Origin of the sequence: Azospirillum sp. TSH64, assembly GCF_003116035.1 — a bacterium.
Taxonomy (GTDB): domain Bacteria; phylum Pseudomonadota; class Alphaproteobacteria; order Azospirillales; family Azospirillaceae; genus Azospirillum.
The window spans coordinates 7,127,089-7,147,276 of the sequence record NZ_LGQW01000015.1; the positions used below are offsets into that span (position 1 = coordinate 7,127,089).

Consider the following 20,188-nt stretch of genomic DNA (forward strand, 5'->3'; position numbering starts at 1 on the left):
TATATCTTGATGGATATAATTGTAACGAGGTCGCCCATCATGCGCCCGCTTTTCCCTCGGATCGCCGCTTCGCTGCTTGGCTCCGTTCTGATGCTCGGCTCCGGAGCGGGCTGGGCGTTGGAGGGGCAGGTCGTCGTGATGACCAGCTACCCGGATGAGCTTGTGCAACGCTACGAGCAGGCCTTCGAGCGCGCCAATCCCGGCACCGACCTGCAGGTGGTCTGGAAACCGTCACGTGACGCTGCGGTGGAACTGGCCAAGCCCGACCAGGGCGGCGTCGACGTCTATTGGACGCCTTCGCTCGGCAGCTTTCCGCGGCTGCGCGACGCAGGGGCCTTCCGGCCGCTGACGGTGGACCGCGCCATTTTGCCGGGCGTGGTCGATGGGCAGTTCGTCTCCGACCGCCAAGGCTTCTTCGAGGCGTTCGAGGTCGCCGGCTACGGGCTGATCGTCAACCCGGCGGCACTCGCCCGCGATCGCCTGCCGCAGCCGGCGACTTGGCGCGATCTGGCAGCAACGCGCTGGAACGGGCGGCTGGCCCTGCCCATCGCCGGGCAGGTCAGCTTCTCCGGAGCGCTCTACGACATCCTGCTGCAGGCGGAGGGCTGGGAGGCCGGCTGGGCGCTGCTCGGCGAGGCCGCGGCCGATGCGACGCTGGTCGGCAGTGGCGGACAGGTCAGCGAGAGCGTGGTGAACGGCGAGGCCGACGTCGCCGTGACGGTGGATTTTTTCGCCCGCAGCGCCATCGCCAACGGCCATCCGGTGGTGCTGGTATACCCGCCACGCACCGCCTTCCTGCCGGCCCAGGTGGCGATCGCCAGAGCCGCACCGCACCCGGACGCGGCGCGCGCCTTCGTCGATTTTGTGCTGTCGGCGCCGGGGCAGGCGCTGCTGTTCCATCCTGATATCCGCCGCTATCCGGTGCGTCCTGACGTCTACACCCAGGCGCCGGCCGGCACCGTCAACCCCTTTCAGAGGATCGGGGCCGAAGCCTACGCTTACGACATGGAGAAGGGGCTGAACCGCCACGGCCTGATCGCGGCGCTGTTCGACAGCCTGATCGCCGAGCGGCAGGACCGGTTGAAGACGCTGTGGGGCGCCATCCACGCCGCCGAAGCCGCCCTGGCTGCCCAGCCCACCACCAAGCCCGACCCGGAGCGCGCCGCCCTGGTAAGCAGGGCGCGCACGCTGGCCGGCTTCGTTCCGGTTGCCGGTGCCGATGCCGACCGTCTCGCTCCGGGCTTCCAGGACCGCCGTTCCAATCGCAATCCGGAGGAGCAGGCGGCCATGCGGAAAGACTGGTCGGCCCGCATCGACGCCGCCCAGGCCGATGCGCTGGATCTCGTCCGTCGGGCTCTGCCGACGCCATGAGACGGATTGTCCTTCTCGCCGCCGCCCTGTTGGTCGCCGCGACGCCCTTGCGGGCCGATGAGGCGGTGACGGTGCCAGTCCAGGGACGCGACGCCTTCTCCAGGCCGCTGCCGGCTCTCGACCCGGTTCACCGTGCCGCCTTCCATGCCGGTCGTTCGCTGTTCCAGCAGGTGTGGACCGTCGGACCGTCGGAGGTGCGGCCCGATCTCGACGGGCTCGGCCCACTGTTCAACCGGCAATCCTGCATCGCCTGTCACGCCAAGAACGGCCGGGGAGAACCACCGGAGGGGGAGAGCGACAGCATGCGGTCCACCCTGGTCCGACTGTCGGTGCCCGGCGGCGGGGCGGGTGACAAAGCGGGTGGGGCGCCGCGACCGCATCCGGTCTATGGCGACCAGTTCAACCCCGACGGCATCCCCGGCGTGCCGGGCGAGGGCCGGGCGACGCTGGTCTGGTCGGAGCGCATCGACCGTCTGGCCGACGGTACCCCGGTTGCCCTGCGGCGACCGGACCTGCGGCTGAGCACTCTCGGCTATGGGCCATTGGGCCCGGAGGTGATGACCTCGGTGCGGATGGCGCCGCCGATCGTCGGGCTCGGCCTGCTGGAGGCGGTGCCGGAGGCCGATCTGCTGGCACTCGCCGATCCGGACGACCGTGATGGCGACGGCGTGCGTGGGCGGGTCAATCTGGTGTGGGATGCGGCGCGCGGCGCCTTTTCGGTCGGCCGCTTCGGGTTGAAGGCCAACCAGCCGAGCCTGCGTCAGCAGAATGCCGGGGCCTTCGACGGCGACCTCGGCCTGACCTCGACCCTGTTTGCGCACCATGGCTGCACGGCGGCGCAGACCGCCTGCCGGGCGGCAGCGGGAGAGGATACGGGAAGGGTCGAGCCGGAGCTGAGCGACGAACAGCTCGATCTGGTGACGCTCTACACCCGTGCACTCGCGGTGCCGGCACGGCGAAACGCCGACGATCCCCTGGTGCGGGTGGGAGAAGGTCTGTTCGCCGCCATCGGCTGCGCGGCCTGCCACACCCCGACCCTGCGCACCGGCCCGTCGCCGGCCTTGCCGGAACTGGCCGGCCGAACCATCCACCCCTACACCGACCTGCTGCTGCATGACATGGGCGAGGGGCTGGCCGATGGGCGGCCCGACTTCCAGGCGACCGGGCGCCAATGGCGGACACCGCCGCTCTGGGGGCTTGGCCTGACGGCAGTGGTCACCGACCACCCGACCTACCTGCATGACGGCCGCGCCCGCACCCCGCTGGAGGCCATTCTCTGGCACGGTGGCGAGGCCGAGCCGGCGCGCGAGGCGGTCCGTCGCATGCCGTCGCTGAACCGCAAAGCACTGCTGGTCTTCCTCGACTCCCTTTGACACTGCGTCCCACAGCGTTTGGCTTGCTTATAGGCTGCCCGGAATCGATGTATATCCGGATAAAGTGAAACGGCCGGCGGGCGCTTGAACGGTTTGGTTCAAGCGCCCGACCAGGATCAGAAGCTGTAGCGTGCGGTGACGAACATCGTCCGACCCGGCTCCGGGAAACCGTCGGCCAGCGAATAGTTGGTGTCGAACAGGTTGCGCACCCCGGCCGACACCTGTGCGTTGGCTGTCAGGTCGTAGCTGGCCTGGAGATTGGCCAGGACATAACCACCGTTGCCGAGGAACACTGTGCCCGCGGTGCTCTGGCTGTAGCGGCCGCTCGCCGCCTCGACGCTCGGGACGATGGCGAGCTGTTCGGTCGGGCGCCAGTCGGCATGCAGGAAGACCTTATGGCTCGGCGTGCCGACCGCCTTCAGGTTGGGGATGTTGGGGTCGGACAGCGACCGGATGGTCAGCGTGTAGTTGCCGCCGACCTCCAGCGTCGGGGTCAGTCTGGTGGTGAGGGCGACCTCGAAACCGCGATAGAGGCCGGACGCCATGTTGCGGCTCTGCGTCGTCGACTGGCCGTTGATGACGATTGGCGCGTTGGCGATCACGTCGCGAAGGCGACTGAGAAAGACGGCGCCCTCGACACGGGTGGACCCGAAACGCTCCGAGGCGCCGATCTCGTAATTGATCGCCTTTTCCGGCTTCAGGTCGGGATTGGAGGCGGCGCCGTTGAAGCGGGTGCTGAAGCGCTCGAAGATGCTGGGGAAGCGGCTGCGGGCGGAGATGCTGGCATGCGCCTCGCCAGTCCTGGAGAAGCGGTAGACCACGGCGCCCTGGGCATTGGTGGCGTCGCTGTCGGCGCGCTTGTAGTCGATCATCGAGCCGGCGGCGGTGCCGTTCCAGTCCTGCGCCTCGTGCAGGCGGCGCCAATCGTGGCTGGCGCCGAGCACGATGTCCAAGGACTCCGTGGCGTGAAAGCTGTTCTCCAGCGCGACCGACCAGGTGTCCTCCAGATCCCGCTGCTTGGGCTCCAGGAAATTGCCGGGGTAGAGGCGCTGCCATTCCTTGTGGTCGTCGCGGCGGAAATGCAGGGCGCCCTTCAGCGTGTTCATCGGGATCAGGTCGGTGCCCAGCTCGACGCTGCCGCCATAGGCCTTGTCGTCGTAATAGCTGCGGAAGGAGCGTGACGTGGCCTGCCGCGTCAGGGCGGCGTCATCGAAGGCGTAGAGCCCGTTCTGGAAGCTGTTGTAATAGAGCTTGGTCTTTGCGTAGGACGCGCTGCCCAGCTTGGTGTTCGACAGCCAATAGACGCTCTGCAAATCCCAATAGGGCCAGCTCCAATAGCGCTGGTTGGCGACGCTGTCGTTCACGTTCAGCGGCGCGCCCTTCCTGCCCGACTGTTTCTGGACGTTGATCGAATATTCGTCGGTGTCGTTGGGCGTGAAGCCGGCCTTCAGGTTGACCGACCAGTCCCTGGCTTGCGACTGGTCGCGGTTGCCGCCATTCTCCGACGCCACCGGCTTGAAGCTCTCCGGCAGGCGGCTGTGGGTGGTCTCGGTTCTGGTGCCGCTGGCTTGCAGGTAGAAGCGCTCCTGCCGGGTGCCGGCCATGCCGTAGCTGGTGTAGCCGCCCAGGGCCGCCCGGTTGTCGAAGGACAGCCCCTGGCGCAGTTCCGCTTCGAAGGCGCGGGTCGGCTTGCGGGTGACGAGGTTGATGGCGCCGCCCATGGCGCCCGGTCCGTCCAGCACCGAGGCGTAGCCCTTCGACACCTGGATTTCCGACAGATCGGGGGTCAGCAGGCGGCCGAAATCGAGCCGGTTGTCGGCGGGAAGATAGATCCGCACGCCATCCATCATCACCGGAATCTGGTAGCGGTCGAAGCCGCGGATGTAGACCAGCCGTTCGTTGCGCTGCCCGCCGGTCGTCGACGACGTGACGCCGGGAATGATGTCCATCGCCTGATCGAGCGACTGCTTGTTGAAGGTCTGCATCTCGTCGGCCGACAGGCTGGATCCGCCGATCGGCTGTCCGGCCGCCTGGGCCGACACGTTGATCTGGCCGAGCGTGAAGACGCCGGCCCCGGCATTGACGGCCGGATCGCTGGCGGCATCGGCCGCGACTGACCCACCGGCGGTCAGCGTCCCAATCGTAAACGTAATATACAGACAGGAATTACGCATCTCGCCCCCAATGATAAGCCGTTTCCCTCTCACCGATGCGGTATTCCCCCGCAGGCCCCACCTGCCATCCGCAATCGATATATTTGAACGGATATATCGATTGCGGCCTCTCTGTCAAAAGCCTCTCTGCCTTGGGAACAGGATGATCCGCTACTTAGGCATGCCGTGCGGCCTCGTCGGGATGATGTCGCCATAGCAGTCGGAATGATGGGAGCAGGCATCGCAGACGGTTGGCCGGTCGGTGGGCCGGCCTTCGGCGTGGAGACGCTCGTAGAAGAAGCGCTTCCAGCGCAGCTTGCGGGTGTTGGCGGACGCCAGCGGATGGAAATGGCGCCGGAGCAGATCCGCCAGGGCGTTGCGCCCCGCCAGCCCGAGGGAGCGCCAGAGATGATCGTTTTCCACACAGGCGCGCGCGATGATGGCGGCGAAAACCGCGGCAATCGGCAGGTCCGTGCTGCGATTGCGCAGCAGTAGGCCGAGGAAGTCCTCCTCTTCGCGCTTCAACCGCAGGATCTCCGGCGCGGCCAAGTCGATGGAGACGAGGCAGGCGGGGTGATCCTCTGCTTCCGCTTCGGCCAGACGATGGACGTGCCGGGAAAAGCAGCGCCCCGGCGTCCAGCCGGCGGCCGCTTCCGGGAAGACGGTCTCGACCAGGGCGCCCAGCCTGTCCGGGGGCAGCCCCAATGCGCAGGGGTAGGGTGCCGAAGCGTCGCTGCAACGGCGCAGCAGCATGCGCCCGAGATTCTGCGTATCGGCAAGGCTGCCGGATGCCGAGCACGCCATCAGGCGATGGTAAGCCGCCGAGTCCGTCACGTCCGCCTCTCATCGATCGCGCTCATCCGTATCTGATGTTTAGTACGGCAACGGGAAACGCGCCACGAGTTGGCGATCCCGCGATGGTCGGCGGCGCCGAAGCCACGCGACGCACCGGCGGCGCTTTCGACACGAATGCCCGATGTGACCATCGGCTTCTCCAGGGCCTTCGGGATGGCATGCTTGCCATCGGTCAGGACCTGCGCCAGCACTCGGCAATTTTCGATCATTGAGTGCGCATGGGGTTTAGACTCTGTCTGATGCTTATGGAAGCATCAGACAGAGTCTAAGCTTTTGGTTTTCCGTGTGATTCACGCTTCAAGCGATTCCGCTTGAAGCGATCACACTCTAAAGGACGGTTGCAACGCCTCGGCAAAGGAATGCAGTGGCGGTCTTCTACGGTTTGGCCACCGCCAGAAAGGCGTTCGCCAGCTTCTTGACGGCATTCTCGATCTCGGCCGGCGTGTAAGCGGCAAAGCCCATCAGGAAACCGCCCTTGGCGTCGCTCGTTGCGTGAAGTGCCGTCAATCCCAGAAGCTCGACCCCGACGCGCCGCCCGGCGTCGATCGCCATACGCTCCGACAGATCGCCAATGAGCAGACACGGCATTTGCAGTCCGCCGATTGGAACGCGCGGCTCGACGAAATCGGACAGATGCTCTTGAACGAGGTCGACGAGCACATCGAGACGTTCGGCATAGATGGCGCGCATGGTGCGCACATAGGCGCCGAAATGCCCTCCCTCCATGAAACGGGCAAGCGTCAGTTGCGGCATCGGAGCCGAATGCCCATCAAGCAGGGTGCGCGCCACAGTCATCGGCTTTACGAGCTGGGGCGGCAGCACGACGTAGCCGATCCGCAAACCCGGAAACAGCGACTTGGTGAAGGTGCCGATGTAGATGGTCCGGTCGTGGGCATCGAGCCCCTGCAAACAGGCGGTCGGCTTGCCCGCATAGTGGAATTCGCTGTCGTAATCGTCCTCAATGATCCAGGCCTGATGCCGTGATGCCCATTCGATGAGCGCAAGGCGGCGATCCAGCGCCAGTGTGGCTCCGGTTGGAAACTGGTGGGAAGGCGTCAGGGAAACGGCTTTCGCCTTATGGGGCTCGGCAATGATCTGATCGACGACGATGCCCTGCCGATCCACACGAACCGGCACGCATTCCAATCCCGCCGCATCGAATGCTTTGCGTGCGCCGTAATAGGCAGGATCTTCGATGAAGATGCGGTCGCCGGGATCGAGCAGCATGTTGGCGCAAAGCGACATGGCCTGCTGCGAACTGGTGAGGATGAGCACCCGGTCGGCTGTGGCGCGGGCTCCCCGTTCAAGATTCACATAGTCGGCGATGGCGCGGCGCAGCGGTTCGGTCCCCTGCGGATCGCCATGAAACAGCGTCTGCGCGCTGGCCTCCTTACGCACCTGTCGCTCCAGCCTTTCCCAGAGCTGAAGCGGAAAACTACGGGTTTCCGGCACGCCATGCGCGAAGGGTCGCGGAATCATCATCTCGCGCACCCCGCCGCTGCGGGACATTGCGGCCCCACGTTTGCTGAGGTTCGGGGCCTGATTGCGCGCGAGTGCGTCACGCCGGGATAGCCGGAGCCCCGGCGTGAACTCCGTCATCTCGGCGACGAAGCTGCCGCTGCCGACCCGGCGGTCGATGAAGCCCTCGGCATGAAGCTGGGCGTAGGCGGCTTCAACCGTGTCGCGCGATACACCGAGCGATTTGGCGAGCGGGCGTGAGGCTGGCAGCGGCTTTCCCCGCCCGAGCGCGCCATCGACGATCAGGTGCCGGATTGCCCGTTGAATCCGCGCATGGAGCGGCATCGCGGAATGGGCGGGATGGGCAATCCATGCCTTCACGGATTCCAGTTGGGAATGCTTGAACAAATGGTCTGGGTCTCTCGAACGAAGTGGATGGGTAATTCAGGCCATTGGCCGGCTATTTGTCAATGCAGCTGTTTTGGCCTGTGCGCCCCGAACTTCAGGAGACCCATCAGGATCATGCCCTCACATGCTTCACCTTCGTCGATCCGCTTGAACGACTTGACCCATCCCATCGTGGCGGGGCTGATCTCCGTGATCGTCAACTATGGCGGCACCTTCATCCTGGTGTTTCAGGCGGCGAAGGTCGCTGGGTTAGGCCCCGAACTCACGGCCTCGTGGGTCTGGTCGGTTTCCGTCGGCGTCGGACTGACGGGACTGTTCCTGAGCTGGCGCTTTCGCGAGCCGATCATCACCGCCTGGTCCACGCCGGCGGCGGCGTTTCTCGTCACCGCGTTGGCGACGACTCCCTATGCGGAAGCGGTCGGCGCTTACATGATCTCGGCAGCGGCCTTCGTCGCGCTCGGTCTTTCGGGCTGTTTCGAGAAGGTCATCCGGCTGATCCCGCCGGGGATCGCCTCCGGGCTGTTGGCCGGCATCCTGCTGCAATTCGGCGTCGGTGCATTCGGTGGCGCGAGCGTCGATCCACTGCTCGTCGGACTGCTGATTGTCGCCTATGTCGTGCTGAAGCGCTTTTCCGCCCGTTATGCCGTGGTCGGAATCCTCGTTCTCGGGCTGGTGTTCCTGCTGACGCAAGGCCGGGTGGATCTGTCAGGTCTGAAGCCGGAGTTCGCCATGCCCGTCTTCACGATGCCGGCGTTCTCGCTGAATGCGCTGCTGTCTGTCGCGTTGCCGCTGTTTCTCATCACGCTGACCGGCCAGTACATGCCGGGGATGCTGGTGCTGCGGAACGACGGCTTCAAGACCAGCGCCAATCCGATCGTCGCTGTGACCGGCCTTGGCTCGCTCGTCATGGCCCCGTTCGGCTCGCACGCCTTCAACATCGCGGCGATCACGGCGGCGATCGCCACCGGGAGGGAAGCGCATGAAGACCCGCGAAAGCGCTGGATCGCGGGCATCGCGGCCGGCTGCTTCTATGTGCTGGTCGGCGTGTTCGGGGTGACGCTCGCCGCCGTCTTCATGGCCTTCCCGGCCACCTTCATCACCACGCTTGCCGGTCTGGCATTGCTTGGCACCATCGGCGGCAGCCTTGCCGGAGCGATGGCCGATCCGACATCGCGTGAAGCGGCGCTCATCACCTTCCTGGCATCCGCGGCGAACATCAAGCTGCTCGGCGTCGGCGGGGCCTTCTGGGGGCTGGTGATCGGTCTTGTCGCCCACCTCGCCCTGAACGGCCGCCTGCCGCGCCGTGAGCAGGCCGGCCTCACCATGACCGAAAGGACCGCGAAGTGACGACGATGACCACTTCCGTCATCTCGATCCAGTGCCAGGTCGTGCATGGGCTGAATGTTGCGGCGGTTCCGACGACCTTGCTGTCCGATGATGATGGTGTGGAGGGGATCGCGGTTACTTGTCGCGCTCGCACGCCGTCGGATGACGTCCGCCCGACGGTGCCCGCCACAGCGCCACCCACCAGCGGTCCAGCGCGGCACGGTCGCAGGGCAGCCTGACGGTCAGCCCGTTGGCAAGGTCGAGCCAGTGGCGGAAGAGCGCCTCGGGCACCGCGATGACCGCAGGCACCTCGCGCAGCATTGCGAGTTGCAGGACGTCGAGCAGGCCGGAGCCGTTGAGTTCCTGCCAGCCGAAGCGGTTCAGCACGACGATGTCAGGCCGCTCTTCGACCAGAACGGCCAGCCGCCGTCCAATACCGGCGAGGCTTTCGCCGCCGGGATCCTCATCGGGAGAAAGGGGACCCTGACCGGAAAGCAGACGGAAGCCATGCGCCGCCCTGCCGTCCAACGGTGCCTCCTGGCGGACCTGCACGATCCCCACCGCGTCGAAGCCCTGGGTCTGCAGGTCGAGCATGAAGCCGGAGAGCAGCCTGTCGGGGTCGTCCGTGCCGCCATAGACGACCGCCGCGACGTCGGAGCGGTCGTCGAACCGGGGCCGGACCGGAGGCATGCCGGCAAAGGACGGGTGTCCGTGGAGGGGACGGGGCATGGTCAGCGCTCCCCGCCCGATGGCAGACCGACCGGGTCGAAGCCGAAGCGCGCCAGCGTCGCCTGTCCCTCCGGCGACAGGATCGCCAGCATCAGCCCGACGGCGGCCGGCTTCCGGAGGTCGGTGATCGCCAAGCCATATTCGGGACCGGTGGCGTAGGGCGGCGGAACCGGCACCACCTGGAGGTCGGGCGTGGCCTGGCGCCGCTGTTCGGCACCGCTGCAATAGGCGATCATGACCGTGATGTCGCCGCGTGCGAAGGCCGAGGCGATCGGATCGGGATCGGACGGGTCCGCGGCGGTGCTGCCGCCGACGATCTTCTTGGCCTTGGCGTCGAGGGTGGCGAAGGCGCCGGGATGGTGCCGCCCGATCCGCTGGAACATCTCCCAGGTGTAGTCGCCGCCGGGGTCTGCCTTGGGCGTCGAGGTGCCGATCCGGACCGACGGGTCGAGCAGCCGCTCGGCGAAGGAGGCCGGCTCCAGCCTTGCCTCGGGTTTGGCGAAGGCGCACAGCCGGTTGCGGGTGAACATCACCGCGGCGGCGGCCCGCCCGTCCTTGCGCAGGGTCAGCGCATGTCCCATGTCGGCCGAGGTGAAGAGATCGACCGCCTCGCCCGCCTCGATCCGGTCGCGCATCAGGCCGGATGGCCCGAAGGCGGTGCGCACGCTGTTGCCGGTCGCCTTGGCGTAGTCGGCGGCGATGGCGGTCATCGCGGCGCGCAGACTGCCCGCCCCATAGAGAACCAGTTCCTCGGCATGGGCCGTGGACACAGGGGCGGCTGACATGGCGGCGGTGGCGGCCAGCAGCGTCAGGGTGGCAAGGCGGCGGAGCGGACTCATGGATCCTCGACCTGGATCTGTAGGGCGGCGATGGCCGCGATGAAGCTGGCAATGCTGGCGCTGCGCAGCGGGACGAAAGGTTTGCCGGCCTGACGGCACAGCGTCTTGATGCGTCCGGCGGCGGCATGGCTGACGCAGTCCACCGGAAAGAAGGCGATGTCGGCCTGGCTGATCAGGCCGGGCCGTCCACCGACATAAAGGCACCGGGGATGTCACCCTGCTCGAAGGACTGGCGCCAGAGCCGGCGGACATCCTCGGCTGTGCCGGCTTTGGCGAAGCGGCGGACCGCCGTGTCATGGCGCCGGTCCAGCGTCTTGTGCAGCAGCTTGCCGGCCGTGCTGCGTTGCCGGGCCAACTGGACGCCACGACCATGCAGGGTGTGATCGGTTGCGGTGCGGGCGTCGGCGTCCCCCGGATTGACGAAGAATTGGCGCAGTTCGCCGGTGATCAGGCAGGAGCCGATGACCGAGCAATGCAGGTTCGGCGCGATGTCCCGGATGCGGGCTCGGTGCGCGCCGGTGGGCGCCAGCCCCGGATTGGGGAAGACAGCGGCCCTTTCGTCATGAAGCAGCGCGCCGACCGTGCCAGCGGCGGACCTGCGAAGAACCGGGAGATGGACCATCGGGATGTCCGCACCTCTATATTCGATTGAATATAGCGTATCAGTCTCGGTGAGGATCGGGCAATCATCCTGTTGCGTGACCGCAGAAGCGAAAGCCGGGCAGAGCCTGCTCCCGTCTCGTCGCCATGATCGGCGGTGAACGCCAACGGCGACTTTCGCGATGCCGGCGTTGTTCCCTGACGGGAAAAGCCGGCAATAACCATATGTGTTATATTGTTAAATAATTGAGCTACATAACGAAATCACGAGTTCGACCATGCCCGTTCGCGCACAGCTTTCCTTCGCTGCGGCCAACGCATCGCCGGTCGGCGCGGATCGCATCCGGCTGCTGGAGGCGGTGGCGCGGGAGGGCGGCATCTCCGCCGCGGCGCGGTCGGACGGCATCACCTAAAAGGCGGCCTGGGACGCCGTCGACGCCATGAACAACCTGTTCGGCCGTCCACTGGTCGATGGCAGGGCCGGCGGCGCACAGGCGGTGGCGCCGTCCTGACACCGGAGGGGGGGCGGGTGGTGACGGTCTTCCACCATCTGGAGGGCGAGATGGCGTGGGTGCTGAACGCCATGCAGCCGGAACCGGACGGGCGCGGCCTGTCTGCGGCGACACTGATGTGGGGGCTTTTCATGCGGACCAGCGCATGCCGGGACCAAACATTAAACATCTAAACCACGGCCGGGGCACGATCCAACTTTGCTGCCGAGGACTGTGCTCATGTCTGTCAGGGGGCGAGCGGAAAGCCTTGAGGGGTGGGCCGATCTGTGAACCAGCGAACGGTCTCCCGCAATCCGGCATCGAGTTCGACTTTCGGCTGCCAGCCAAGCCGGTGCAAACGGTGGACATCCGGTTGGAGCAGCATGACTTGGTTCAGGCCGTAAGGCAGGCGGCCGAAATCGAGGATGCCATGCGGATTGACGAAATCGCGAAGCCGGATCAGCGTTTCCTTCAAGGATAGCGCTTCGGGATGGCCAAGGTTGAACATGCCATTCGCTTCGTCATGCTCCACCACCGCGCGGAAGGCGGCGGCGGCGTCGCTGGCATGCAGAAAGCTCCATCTTTGCTCACAGCCCGTCAAGGGAACGGGCTTGCCGTGCAGAAGGCGACTGATCGCCATCGGGATCAGCCATTTCCCGTTGTCCATCGCTCCATAGGTCGAAAAGACGCGCAGCCAAGCGAAACGCATCCCGCTGTCGGCACAGAGTCTTGCAGCCTCCCGACCGGCATCTGCCTTCGCCCTGCCATAATGCGTGGTCGGCCTCAACTCATCGCACTCCCGCAGGATACGGTTCTGCGGCCCATATTCGGCTTGGGATCCGACGCCGACGAAGCAGCTCAAGCGCAACTCTGCGGCCAAAGCGACGAGCCGCACCGTCATGGCGACGTTGCCGGCTTGCGCCGGATCGTCGTGATGGGCGTTGGCGACACCGGACCAAGCCATATTGACAATCGACTGGGGCCGGAACTCGCGCAGAAGCCAACGCAGGGCGTCGGTGTCCGCCAAATCTGCGGCAGCTCTGGCGCAAGCCAGTCCTGCAAGGCGCCATTCACCACCGCCCGGCCGGGTGACGGCCAGAACCGCATGGCCTGACGCAAGCAGTTCCCGTGTCAGCCAGGCACCCAGAAAGCCCCCTGCGCCGAGGATCGCCGTCCGAAACATCCGGCGTCCGGTCACGGGTCAGGCTCCTTTCAAACGGAACAGCGCATTGTGGGCCTCGATTGCGGCATTGATCGCTGTCAGCAGGCGGTTCCTGATCCGCTCGGGCAGTTCACCGGATTCGTTCCGGTAAAAGTCCATAAGAGCCTTCCATTGCTCTGGCGTCATCGCGTGGAAATTGGCGGAAAGCGATGGGACGATTGAGTGCTTCATCAACCAGTCCAGAAAATTCATGACCGGCAGCTCCTGACCGATGCCATCGATGACCGAGGCGGACCATAGCTCTCCAGGACGCAGATGGCTGCGCTTGGCGATCTGCAAGAGAAGTCGGTAAATGGCGATTCCAGTAAAAGTATCGATGCCTATGGTCGGGGCATCGGCATGTTCCGGACGATAATTGTACTGGCGCTGGGTGATGCAGGGATTTGCGACGATGTGCACCGGTCGGTCCCCAAACGGCTCGAAACGGACACCGAGGAAGGTGAAATAGCTTTTTGTCCGGTATGGCGACGGGTCGATCTTCACCATCGGCGCCCGGCGGGCAATTGCGGACGTGATGAAGGCAAGCAGACAAAGCGAGGCAGGCTGTTCGAGCCATTGGCCCAACGATGGGAGCGTCATGTCGTCGTCGAGTGGGCAAACCTTCTCGGCCAGCAAAGTCAGACCATCCCGATGAACCTGTCTGTAGTTCAGAAGCACCATATCGCTGGACGTTTCCCTCAGCAGGTCGACGATACGGGCCAATGCCCCATCATGCAGAATGTCGTCGTCGCCGAAGATCCACAGCCATTCGCCGCTTCCCGCCTCCGGGCAGCGCAGGACGTTTTCATCAGCGCCTATGTTCACCGGGTTGCGAATGTAGCGAAAGCAGGGAAGTTCGGCCGCGATATCGTGGCACACGCTGTTGGTGCGGTCGGAACTGGCATTGTCCAGCACAACGACCTCTACCGTTCCCGCAGGCAGACCGGCCGATTGTCTGGCCAGTTCCGTCAGCAGTGTCGAAAGGAAGCTGTCGCGGTTGTAAGTGGGAATGACGATCGACAGAAGAGGAATCATGGCTGTCCAATGGCTGGAGAAGGAATTTCAAGTCTGTGCCGAAGCACGGCAATGGAACTGTCATGATGCTGGTGAGGCTGGGTTTGGCACCCAGGAATGCTTCCGTCAGCGGTTCTGCCGGCTCCGTTCCGCAAGCGCGGGATTGAGAGAAAGATTGTCCCGCAGCACGCGTGCCGGCGATCCGACCGCAACCTTGAACGACGGGATATCGCGGATGACCGTACTGTTCGCCCCGATCAGGCACCCCTCGCCAATGGTGATGTTTGGACGTGACACGGCTCCGGCGCCGATGAAGCTGCCGGTACCGATGCGGGTCCGATGGCCTAAGATCGCCCCCTCTGCGATCACGCAGACCGGCATGACCGACACCTCCGGCCCGACGCAGGCATGGCCTTCGATCAGACAACCCTCGCCGATCTGCGCTCCGGGATAGATCGTGGTGAAAGGGAAGATCATGATGCCTTCACCCAGGCAGGCCGAAGGCGAGCAGGAGACCGACGGATGGATCAGCGTGATCAGCCGCGCCCCTGCTGCAGCAATCCGCCCGAGCCATTCGCGGCGCAGCCCGGCATCGCTGACCGCCACGATGAAATGGCAGGCCGCGCGCAACCCGGCATCCCTCTCCACCAGATCGAAGGGGCCGAGGATCGGAGTGCCGTAAACATGTGTTTGCGGCTCCTTGTTATTGTCGAGGAAGCCCACAAGCTCCCGGCCGGTGACGGTGCAGAGATCGGCTGCCATGGTGCCGATTGCGCCTCCGCCAAGGATCACGACGCGCTCCGCTCCCGATCCGGTCGGTTGCCTTTCAAGCGGCACCATCAAGCGCATCCTTCAATTGTCGACAGAGAGATGACGAGCCGTTTCAAGACACACAGTGCGGTTGTTCCTGCCGGCTGCCTGCTGTCAAGCGTGAAGCGGATTTCCAGATCGACCGGGCCCTCGACCTGTCCCAGCGGAACCTTGAACAGAATCGGCCGGCCCGGTGCGGGAGAGATGGCCGCAATCTGCCGGAAGGGACAGTTTTCTCCGGATGGCCTGATGCCCAGGCTGCTGACCACCGGAGGCTGCCCATCGTCGCGCACCCAGGTCTGAAGCTCGCACACCGCCTGCCCGAAGGCAGGAATGCCGAAGAGGCGGAATCCGGCGCAACTGCCGCTGCCGTCGGCCGAGGTGATGACATACATCAGCCGCTCGTCGATCTCGAAGAAGCCGGGCGCGATTTCGCCGAAACATTCGGGCCGGAAAGTCCGCCCGTGGACCAAGCAATCGATCTCCACGGGTCGGCCGTTCGCCCAATCCTTCAAAAGCCCGCTCATCAGATCGTTGCTGGCCAGATTGGCCTCGGCACCTTCAAGCTCGGTCGCCGTGAGCATCCGATGCCAGTTCCTGTGGTTGAAGGCCGATGCACGTTCCGCATTTTCACCGAAGACGAAATCCGGCCGTGCATTGAAAAAACTGTCCACCGTCGCGGTGGAAAGCAGCCCGTTCAGTGCCATCGCGCCAAGAAATCGTGGAAAATTATAATGGGCGATATGCGGCCACCTGGAAATCCAGTGCGATTTATCTCCTTCGCGATAGATGAGAAAGGGATGATTGATGAAGCAGCATTTGCCGTGGGTCAGGGCGTTCAGATTGAAGCAGATGGGCGAAAGGCCGAGCCCAACCAGATGACGTTCCACGATGTCATGGAACGGAAGGACCTTGACGATGTTGGCGCTCATTCTAAGAAATTCGCGGCCGATGCCCAGAACGGATCGATCCATGTCAAGAAAATGAATTCCAGGCTCATATTGAGAGCTTGGCATGTCCTTATCGTGGGTGATGTCGCGTAATTCTGCGTCGACAATCAGATTGCCGAGATGGAACAAGGTCACGGTCTTGTCGCCATGGCGGGCAACGACATCCGCGACCTGTCCCAAGGCGCCTGGGGCCGGCAGATCGTCGTCGCCCAGAATCCACCGGAACGGGGTTTCGCTGAGCATATAGAGCGATGAAATGTTCAGGTCCGCTCCGACATTGCAGAAGCAGCGTCGATACCTGACGAATGGAAATATTTCGCAGATTCCTGCTATGAACCGGACGTTGCGTTCATCCTTACCGTTGTCGTGAATATCGACCGATATGTGTTGATCGAGCTGGCAAATCTGCCAGCACAGAACGGCGATGAGATCCTGGGTCTCGGCGTGCCGGTTGTAGATGGGAATCCCGATGCTGATCGTCGGGTTGACCGGCTTCGGCGGAACAGGAACACCATCCGAAAGGGCCTTGCCCAGAAAGGCCTGGGCCGCGACGATTTCCCGTCTAACCGCGTCGAGGGTTTCGATCTGGTTGGATCGCACCTGCTGCATCAGGCGTCACCAACGTCGTTTTTTCGCCGGGATGCCTTGTCGATCAGCATGTTGGCATGATGTTCGGCGCGCGGAAGAAAGGGATACATGTCCTCCAGTGGGCTGGAGGACATGCTGCCGTCGGGCTCGATTCTGGAGGAGAGCGCCGGAACCACCGGCTGGTTGTCCGGCATGACGACATCGACGACATAGGGGCCCGATGCGGCCAGGGCCCGCTCCAGCGCATCATCCAACTCCTCCAAAGATGTCACCCGTTCCGCCGGCAGCCCATAGGCGGCACAAAGCTTGAGCGTGTCCGGCATGCTGACACCCGTTTCAGCGCCTTCCCCGATCAGGCGGCCGGCAAAGTACTTCTGTTGGGTCGATCGGATCGACAGATAGCCGGCGTTGTTCAGCACGAACAGCTTGATGGAAAGCTGGTGATGGAAAAGGGTCTGCAACTCCTGAACGTTCATCTGAAGCGAGCCGTCGCCGGTGATTGCCAGCACGCGCCGGTCGCCTCCGGCGAAAGCCGCTCCGATGGCGGCCGAAAGTGTGTAGCCCATGCAGGCCATGCCGCCCGAGGTGATGAAGCGCTGCCCCTGTTCGGTCAGCCGGATCGCCTGCGCCGTGGCATACATGGCCGTCCCGGTGTCGCAGACGAAGATGTCACCATCCTGCGACCGTCGGGACAAGGCCGCAATCAGGCTATGGCTGTGAACACCGCCAAGGGTGTCGGCGGGATCGGGAAGGTCCGCCCGGTAGCGGGTCTTCCAGTCGACGCAGCGCGCCAGCCACGCGGTTGCCGTGGATGGCGGGGCGGAGGGTGCGGCATGCTCCGCCGTCTCAAGCAGAAGGTCGATGAAGTCCTTCGCATCGGCAACCACCAACTGATCGATGGAGATCGTCGGCTTTCGATGGGCGGTGGGGTCGATATCGACGACGATCCGGGTGGCGGCGCGGGCAAACTGCGCATGGTCATAGCCGACGACCGAAACGGGCAGGCTGGTGCCGATCGCCAGGATCAGATCGGCATTCTGCATGGCATAATTCGCCGCACGGTCGCCCCGGACGCCCGGCTTGCCGATATAGACGGGGAGATCGTGGCTCATGACGTCGAGCCCGAGATAGGGGGTGACCACCGGGATTTGGTGGCGTTCGGCCAGATGCCGGAGAGCATCGCACGCTCCCGCCAATCGGACGCCCTGTCCGGCGATGATGACGGGTCGTTCGGCAAGGCGAAGCCGCTCCCATACCTGCGTCACCTCGTCGGGTGCAGGGCGCGGAACGCCGGCTCCGCACTCTCCGATGTCGTATCCGGCCAGATCGTCCGGCTCGATCCAGGCCGCCTGAACATCCATCGGAATGTCGATCCACACGGGACCGGGGCGCCCGGAGCGGGCCAAGTGGACCGCCTTTTCCAGCTCGTAGCGAATTCGGAGTGGGTCGGTCAGCATGACCGCATATTTGGTGATCGACGAAACAATGGGAACGATGTCCAATTCCTGCACGCCGAACTGACGCAGGCCCGGCACGCCGGCGGTGTGGGAGGCGGCCGCCAGCTTGACCTGCCCGGACAGGAACAGGCAGGGCACACTGTCCTGCCATGCTCCGACCAGGCCGGTTATGGCGTTCGTGGCCCCCGGCCCGGTGGTGAAGCAGCCGACCGCGAAATGTCCGTTGATGCGGGCATAGGCGTCCAGCGCCATGGCGGCCGCCTGTTCGTGATGAAGGCAAGCCGCCCGCAGAGTGGGATGGCGGGCGATGCTGTCGGTCAGGTGCATGATTCCGGCACCCGAGATGAGAAAAACATCTCGCAGGCCGAGAGTTTCTGCAATGAACGAGGCGATATAGTCGGAAACCCTGATCGTCATCTGACACTCGTACGGAACGGCTGGCCGGTTGTATAACCCTGGCCGATTTCGGGAGGTGGCCAATTCATTTGCAAAAACTGTCGTCGAATACCGATAGCTTTCTCTTGAGCTTTGACATATCGATCAAAATATCGCCAAAACGCGGATCCGACGAAAATGTTGTTTTGTGTATTTTATTGATCGATCCCTCAATAAATTCATGCTTAAGACCAAGCAAATCAGAGATTTTTTTATAAAATTCCGGAGGCTTGAAATTTCCCACTATCTCCAGAATATTCGATCCCGAAGGCATGAAGGCAATATTTGTGAATGCGGCACCATGCACGCCAACGACATGACTGGCATTGGCGAACAGGCTGACTTGGTCTGCAACCGAAAGCAGTTCCGGGTGGACGATCTCATAGCCGGCAGCCATCATGAGGTCGACGACCTCTCCATCGTTCAACAGACGTCTGGAGCGAGAGTTTCCGCGAGACAGATACAGCTTTCGCTTCCCTTGCCGACCTTCACCAGCCGATTTCCCGAGAAACGAGTCTCGCAGCCAGGACAACGTTTCAATGTCGACCTCCGACTGCCACCAATCGGGGACGCCCATGATGTGCCTTCTGCCGGGGAGCCTGACGGTTGCCCAAAGCTGCGAGCAGCGGAATATTTTCGTATCACCCGGATCGAGATGTCTGGAGAAGTCGAAACCGATATGTTCCAGGGACTGCTTTTGAAAGCTTGTAAGGTTCGCATTGAATATGACGGGGACATTCCTGAGAATTTCGGTCTTTTCGAGAATTCCCAGGTTCGGTAGATAGTCTATCATCCAATGATAGTAATTGCTTCCTCCGCCGACGAGTATTGCTTCCTTGACATCAATGAAATTGAATTTCTTCTTTGTGCCGAATCTCGTGTTCGGGAGTCTCACGATGTCCGACGAGGCATCGCTCTCGATATGGTAACAGAAATCCCGGCACAGCTTGTTCTGTACCATTAGCGTCTGGCTGGAGATACCAATGTAAGCGTCATGAATATGCAGGAGCTTTCGATGTTCAGACAAAGGAAGTCGATGGCACAGGTTTTCCTGTTCCATATCCTGAATGCGGCAGACATCGACGCTATCCGGGGATTTGATCCCTTCCGTCAACAGGTGTTTATAAGCCTCTACTGAGCTGTCGATGTTTGGCTTGGTGCTTCTCACCGACAGGTTTTTGAATTTCTGGAGTGCCGCTGCCGGTCCCATCAGGGAGATCAGCAGGTCAGCGGTATCCACGAATTTTTCTTTGTCTATTTCCGGGTGTTCCAGCAAATCTTCGGCAATCTCCGCCGCCACCGCATGGTCATTGTCCTTCATCGCAAGAGAAAAAGACAGTTGGCGGAGGATGAACGATCCGGGATATCTTGCGAGTTCTTTTTCGATAATGCTTTTGGCGAGATGTATTTGCCCCACTGCTTCGTAGCAATAGGCAAGCGCGAGGTGAAGAGACCCATCATTCGGGTCCAGAATCTTGGACTGGCTCAACAAGCCGATTGCTTCGGCAAAATCGCCTTCCTCCGAACAGACCCCGGAGATGTGGATATAAAATCTTGCTGAAGCAGGCTCCAATGCGACAAATTTCCTCAGGATTCTTTTCGCACGCTCATAGTCGCGTGAGCGAGCGGCAGCGACATAATCCATGGTGAGCTTGTGCATCATACTCGGATCGACATCCATAGGCTTGCCTTGCCACCAAGCGAGAACAGAAAATAATAGTCTGCGATTATATGAAATATTTTCAAATCAATCAATATGACACTAGCATTATTTTAAACATACCACTGCTGCTGGTTGCGATTTTGCTGGGAGTCCTTTGACGGTTTCTTGCTCCCGGCATTTGCCGACACGCCGTAAGAAAGTTACGTGCTCCGCTGCAAGAGTGCCTGACCCGTTTCGACCGGTCTTTAACCTTCAGCATTGAAGTGCGAAGGATCGTCCGTCCGTGCGCCGGACGACAGCCGACCGTCCGCACAAAGAGAAAGGGGGCGCCCCTGCGGGCGCCCCCTCCTTTCAGCAGGCTTGGGCTCACGCCCCCTTCATCAACCGAGCCCCATCATCAACCGAGGTTGATGTCGGAGAGCGAGAGGACGGTGCCGTTGTAGACGCCGAGCAGCCGGACCTCGGTG

19 protein-coding genes are annotated in these 20,188 nt (G+C 63.1%); 5 read left to right on the forward strand and 14 right to left on the reverse strand.

The window, feature by feature from the left end:
* The first annotated feature begins 39 nt into the window (after positions 1 to 39).
* Both TSH64_RS33370 and TSH64_RS33375 read left to right on the forward strand, forming a co-directional pair.
* On the forward strand, positions 40 to 1,371 hold the full coding sequence (locus TSH64_RS33370; protein ID WP_158285446.1) for an extracellular solute-binding protein: 1,332 nt from the start codon (positions 40 to 42) through the stop codon (positions 1,369 to 1,371).
* Positions 1,368 to 2,744 (forward strand): di-heme oxidoredictase family protein, encoded by a 1,377-nt coding sequence (locus TSH64_RS33375; protein WP_109451654.1) that lies wholly within the window; start codon positions 1,368 to 1,370, stop codon positions 2,742 to 2,744. Before TSH64_RS33370 ends, TSH64_RS33375 begins: the two co-directional genes overlap by 4 nt.
* A 116-nt stretch (positions 2,745 to 2,860) precedes the next feature.
* Here TSH64_RS33375 and TSH64_RS33380 read toward each other — a convergent pair whose 3' ends face one another.
* The 4 genes from TSH64_RS33380 to TSH64_RS33395 form a co-directional block, all read right to left on the reverse strand.
* Positions 2,861 to 4,918 (reverse strand): TonB-dependent receptor, encoded by a 2,058-nt coding sequence (locus TSH64_RS33380; protein ID WP_109451656.1) that lies wholly within the window; start codon positions 4,916 to 4,918, stop codon positions 2,861 to 2,863.
* 150 nt (positions 4,919 to 5,068) lie between these two features.
* Entirely contained in the window at positions 5,069 to 5,650 is a 582-nt protein-coding gene (locus TSH64_RS33385) for a nitrogen fixation protein NifQ (RefSeq protein ID WP_247873302.1), read from the reverse strand.
* Positions 5,651 to 5,727: 77 nt separating this feature from the next.
* Positions 5,728 to 5,943 (reverse strand): hypothetical protein, encoded by a 216-nt coding sequence (locus tag TSH64_RS33390; RefSeq protein WP_247873303.1) that lies wholly within the window; start codon positions 5,941 to 5,943, stop codon positions 5,728 to 5,730.
* 184 nt (positions 5,944 to 6,127) lie between these two features.
* Positions 6,128 to 7,618 carry a PLP-dependent aminotransferase family protein gene (locus tag TSH64_RS33395; protein WP_109451660.1) on the reverse strand — a complete coding sequence of 497 codons (1,491 nt, stop codon included), beginning with the start codon at positions 7,616 to 7,618 and terminating at the stop codon, positions 6,128 to 6,130.
* A 114-nt stretch (positions 7,619 to 7,732) separates the two neighbouring features.
* Here TSH64_RS33395 and TSH64_RS33400 point away from each other — a divergent pair, with 114 nt between their 5' ends.
* The gene (locus TSH64_RS33400) at positions 7,733 to 8,965 is read left to right on the forward strand and encodes a benzoate/H(+) symporter BenE family transporter (protein WP_109451662.1); all 1,233 of its coding nucleotides are present in this window, start codon (positions 7,733 to 7,735) and stop codon (positions 8,963 to 8,965) included.
* A gap of 114 nt (positions 8,966 to 9,079) precedes the next feature.
* Here the strand turns inward: TSH64_RS33400 and TSH64_RS33405 are convergent, their stop codons facing one another.
* From TSH64_RS33405 to TSH64_RS33420, 4 genes are read right to left on the reverse strand one after another with little or no spacing between them, the layout of a single operon-like run.
* A complete protein-coding gene (locus tag TSH64_RS33405) occupies positions 9,080 to 9,673 on the reverse strand; it encodes a DUF2478 domain-containing protein (protein WP_247873304.1) in 594 nt (197 codons plus the stop codon).
* Between the two features lie 2 nt (positions 9,674 to 9,675).
* Positions 9,676 to 10,512, reverse strand: a complete 837-nt coding sequence (locus TSH64_RS33410) for an extracellular solute-binding protein (protein ID WP_109451664.1) — start codon at positions 10,510 to 10,512, stop codon at positions 9,676 to 9,678.
* Positions 10,509 to 10,655: a DUF2325 domain-containing protein gene (locus TSH64_RS33415; protein WP_247873305.1), complete on the reverse strand. Its 147-nt coding sequence runs from the start codon at positions 10,653 to 10,655 to the stop codon at positions 10,509 to 10,511. Before TSH64_RS33415 ends, TSH64_RS33410 begins: the two co-directional genes overlap by 4 nt.
* Before the next feature lie 29 nt (positions 10,656 to 10,684).
* Complete coding sequence (locus TSH64_RS33420) at positions 10,685 to 11,134, reverse strand: hypothetical protein (protein WP_109451669.1); 450 nt, start codon at positions 11,132 to 11,134, stop codon at positions 10,685 to 10,687.
* Between the two features lie 256 nt (positions 11,135 to 11,390).
* Between TSH64_RS33420 and TSH64_RS36695 the strand changes: the two genes are divergently transcribed.
* A complete protein-coding gene (locus tag TSH64_RS36695; protein ID WP_282188143.1) occupies positions 11,391 to 11,525 on the forward strand; it encodes a hypothetical protein in 135 nt (44 codons plus the stop codon).
* Positions 11,526 to 11,641: 116 nt separating this feature from the next.
* Complete coding sequence (locus TSH64_RS35735) at positions 11,642 to 11,797, forward strand: hypothetical protein (RefSeq protein ID WP_158285447.1); 156 nt, start codon at positions 11,642 to 11,644, stop codon at positions 11,795 to 11,797.
* Positions 11,798 to 11,850: 53 nt separating this feature from the next.
* On the opposite strand, the gene TSH64_RS33425 is transcribed toward TSH64_RS35735, so the two are convergent.
* The 6 genes from TSH64_RS33425 to TSH64_RS33450 form a co-directional block, all read right to left on the reverse strand.
* The gene (locus tag TSH64_RS33425; RefSeq protein ID WP_199237732.1) at positions 11,851 to 12,801 is read right to left on the reverse strand and encodes an NAD(P)-dependent oxidoreductase; all 951 of its coding nucleotides are present in this window, start codon (positions 12,799 to 12,801) and stop codon (positions 11,851 to 11,853) included.
* 3 nt (positions 12,802 to 12,804) lie between these two features.
* Positions 12,805 to 13,839, reverse strand: a complete 1,035-nt coding sequence (locus TSH64_RS33430) for a glycosyltransferase family 2 protein (protein WP_109451673.1) — start codon at positions 13,837 to 13,839, stop codon at positions 12,805 to 12,807.
* A 105-nt stretch (positions 13,840 to 13,944) separates the two neighbouring features.
* Positions 13,945 to 14,658: a NeuD/PglB/VioB family sugar acetyltransferase gene (locus TSH64_RS33435; protein WP_158285448.1), complete on the reverse strand. Its 714-nt coding sequence runs from the start codon at positions 14,656 to 14,658 to the stop codon at positions 13,945 to 13,947.
* Positions 14,658 to 16,187 (reverse strand): glycosyltransferase, encoded by a 1,530-nt coding sequence (locus TSH64_RS33440; RefSeq protein ID WP_109451677.1) that lies wholly within the window; start codon positions 16,185 to 16,187, stop codon positions 14,658 to 14,660. The genes TSH64_RS33435 and TSH64_RS33440 overlap by 1 nt, the downstream gene beginning before the upstream one ends.
* Complete coding sequence (locus TSH64_RS33445; RefSeq protein ID WP_146208097.1) at positions 16,187 to 18,103, reverse strand: thiamine pyrophosphate-binding protein; 1,917 nt, start codon at positions 18,101 to 18,103, stop codon at positions 16,187 to 16,189. The genes TSH64_RS33440 and TSH64_RS33445 overlap by 1 nt, the downstream gene beginning before the upstream one ends.
* A gap of 1 nt (position 18,104) precedes the next feature.
* A complete protein-coding gene (locus TSH64_RS33450; protein ID WP_109451681.1) occupies positions 18,105 to 19,739 on the reverse strand; it encodes a glycosyltransferase family 61 protein in 1,635 nt (544 codons plus the stop codon).
* Positions 19,740 to 20,188 lie beyond the last annotated feature (449 nt).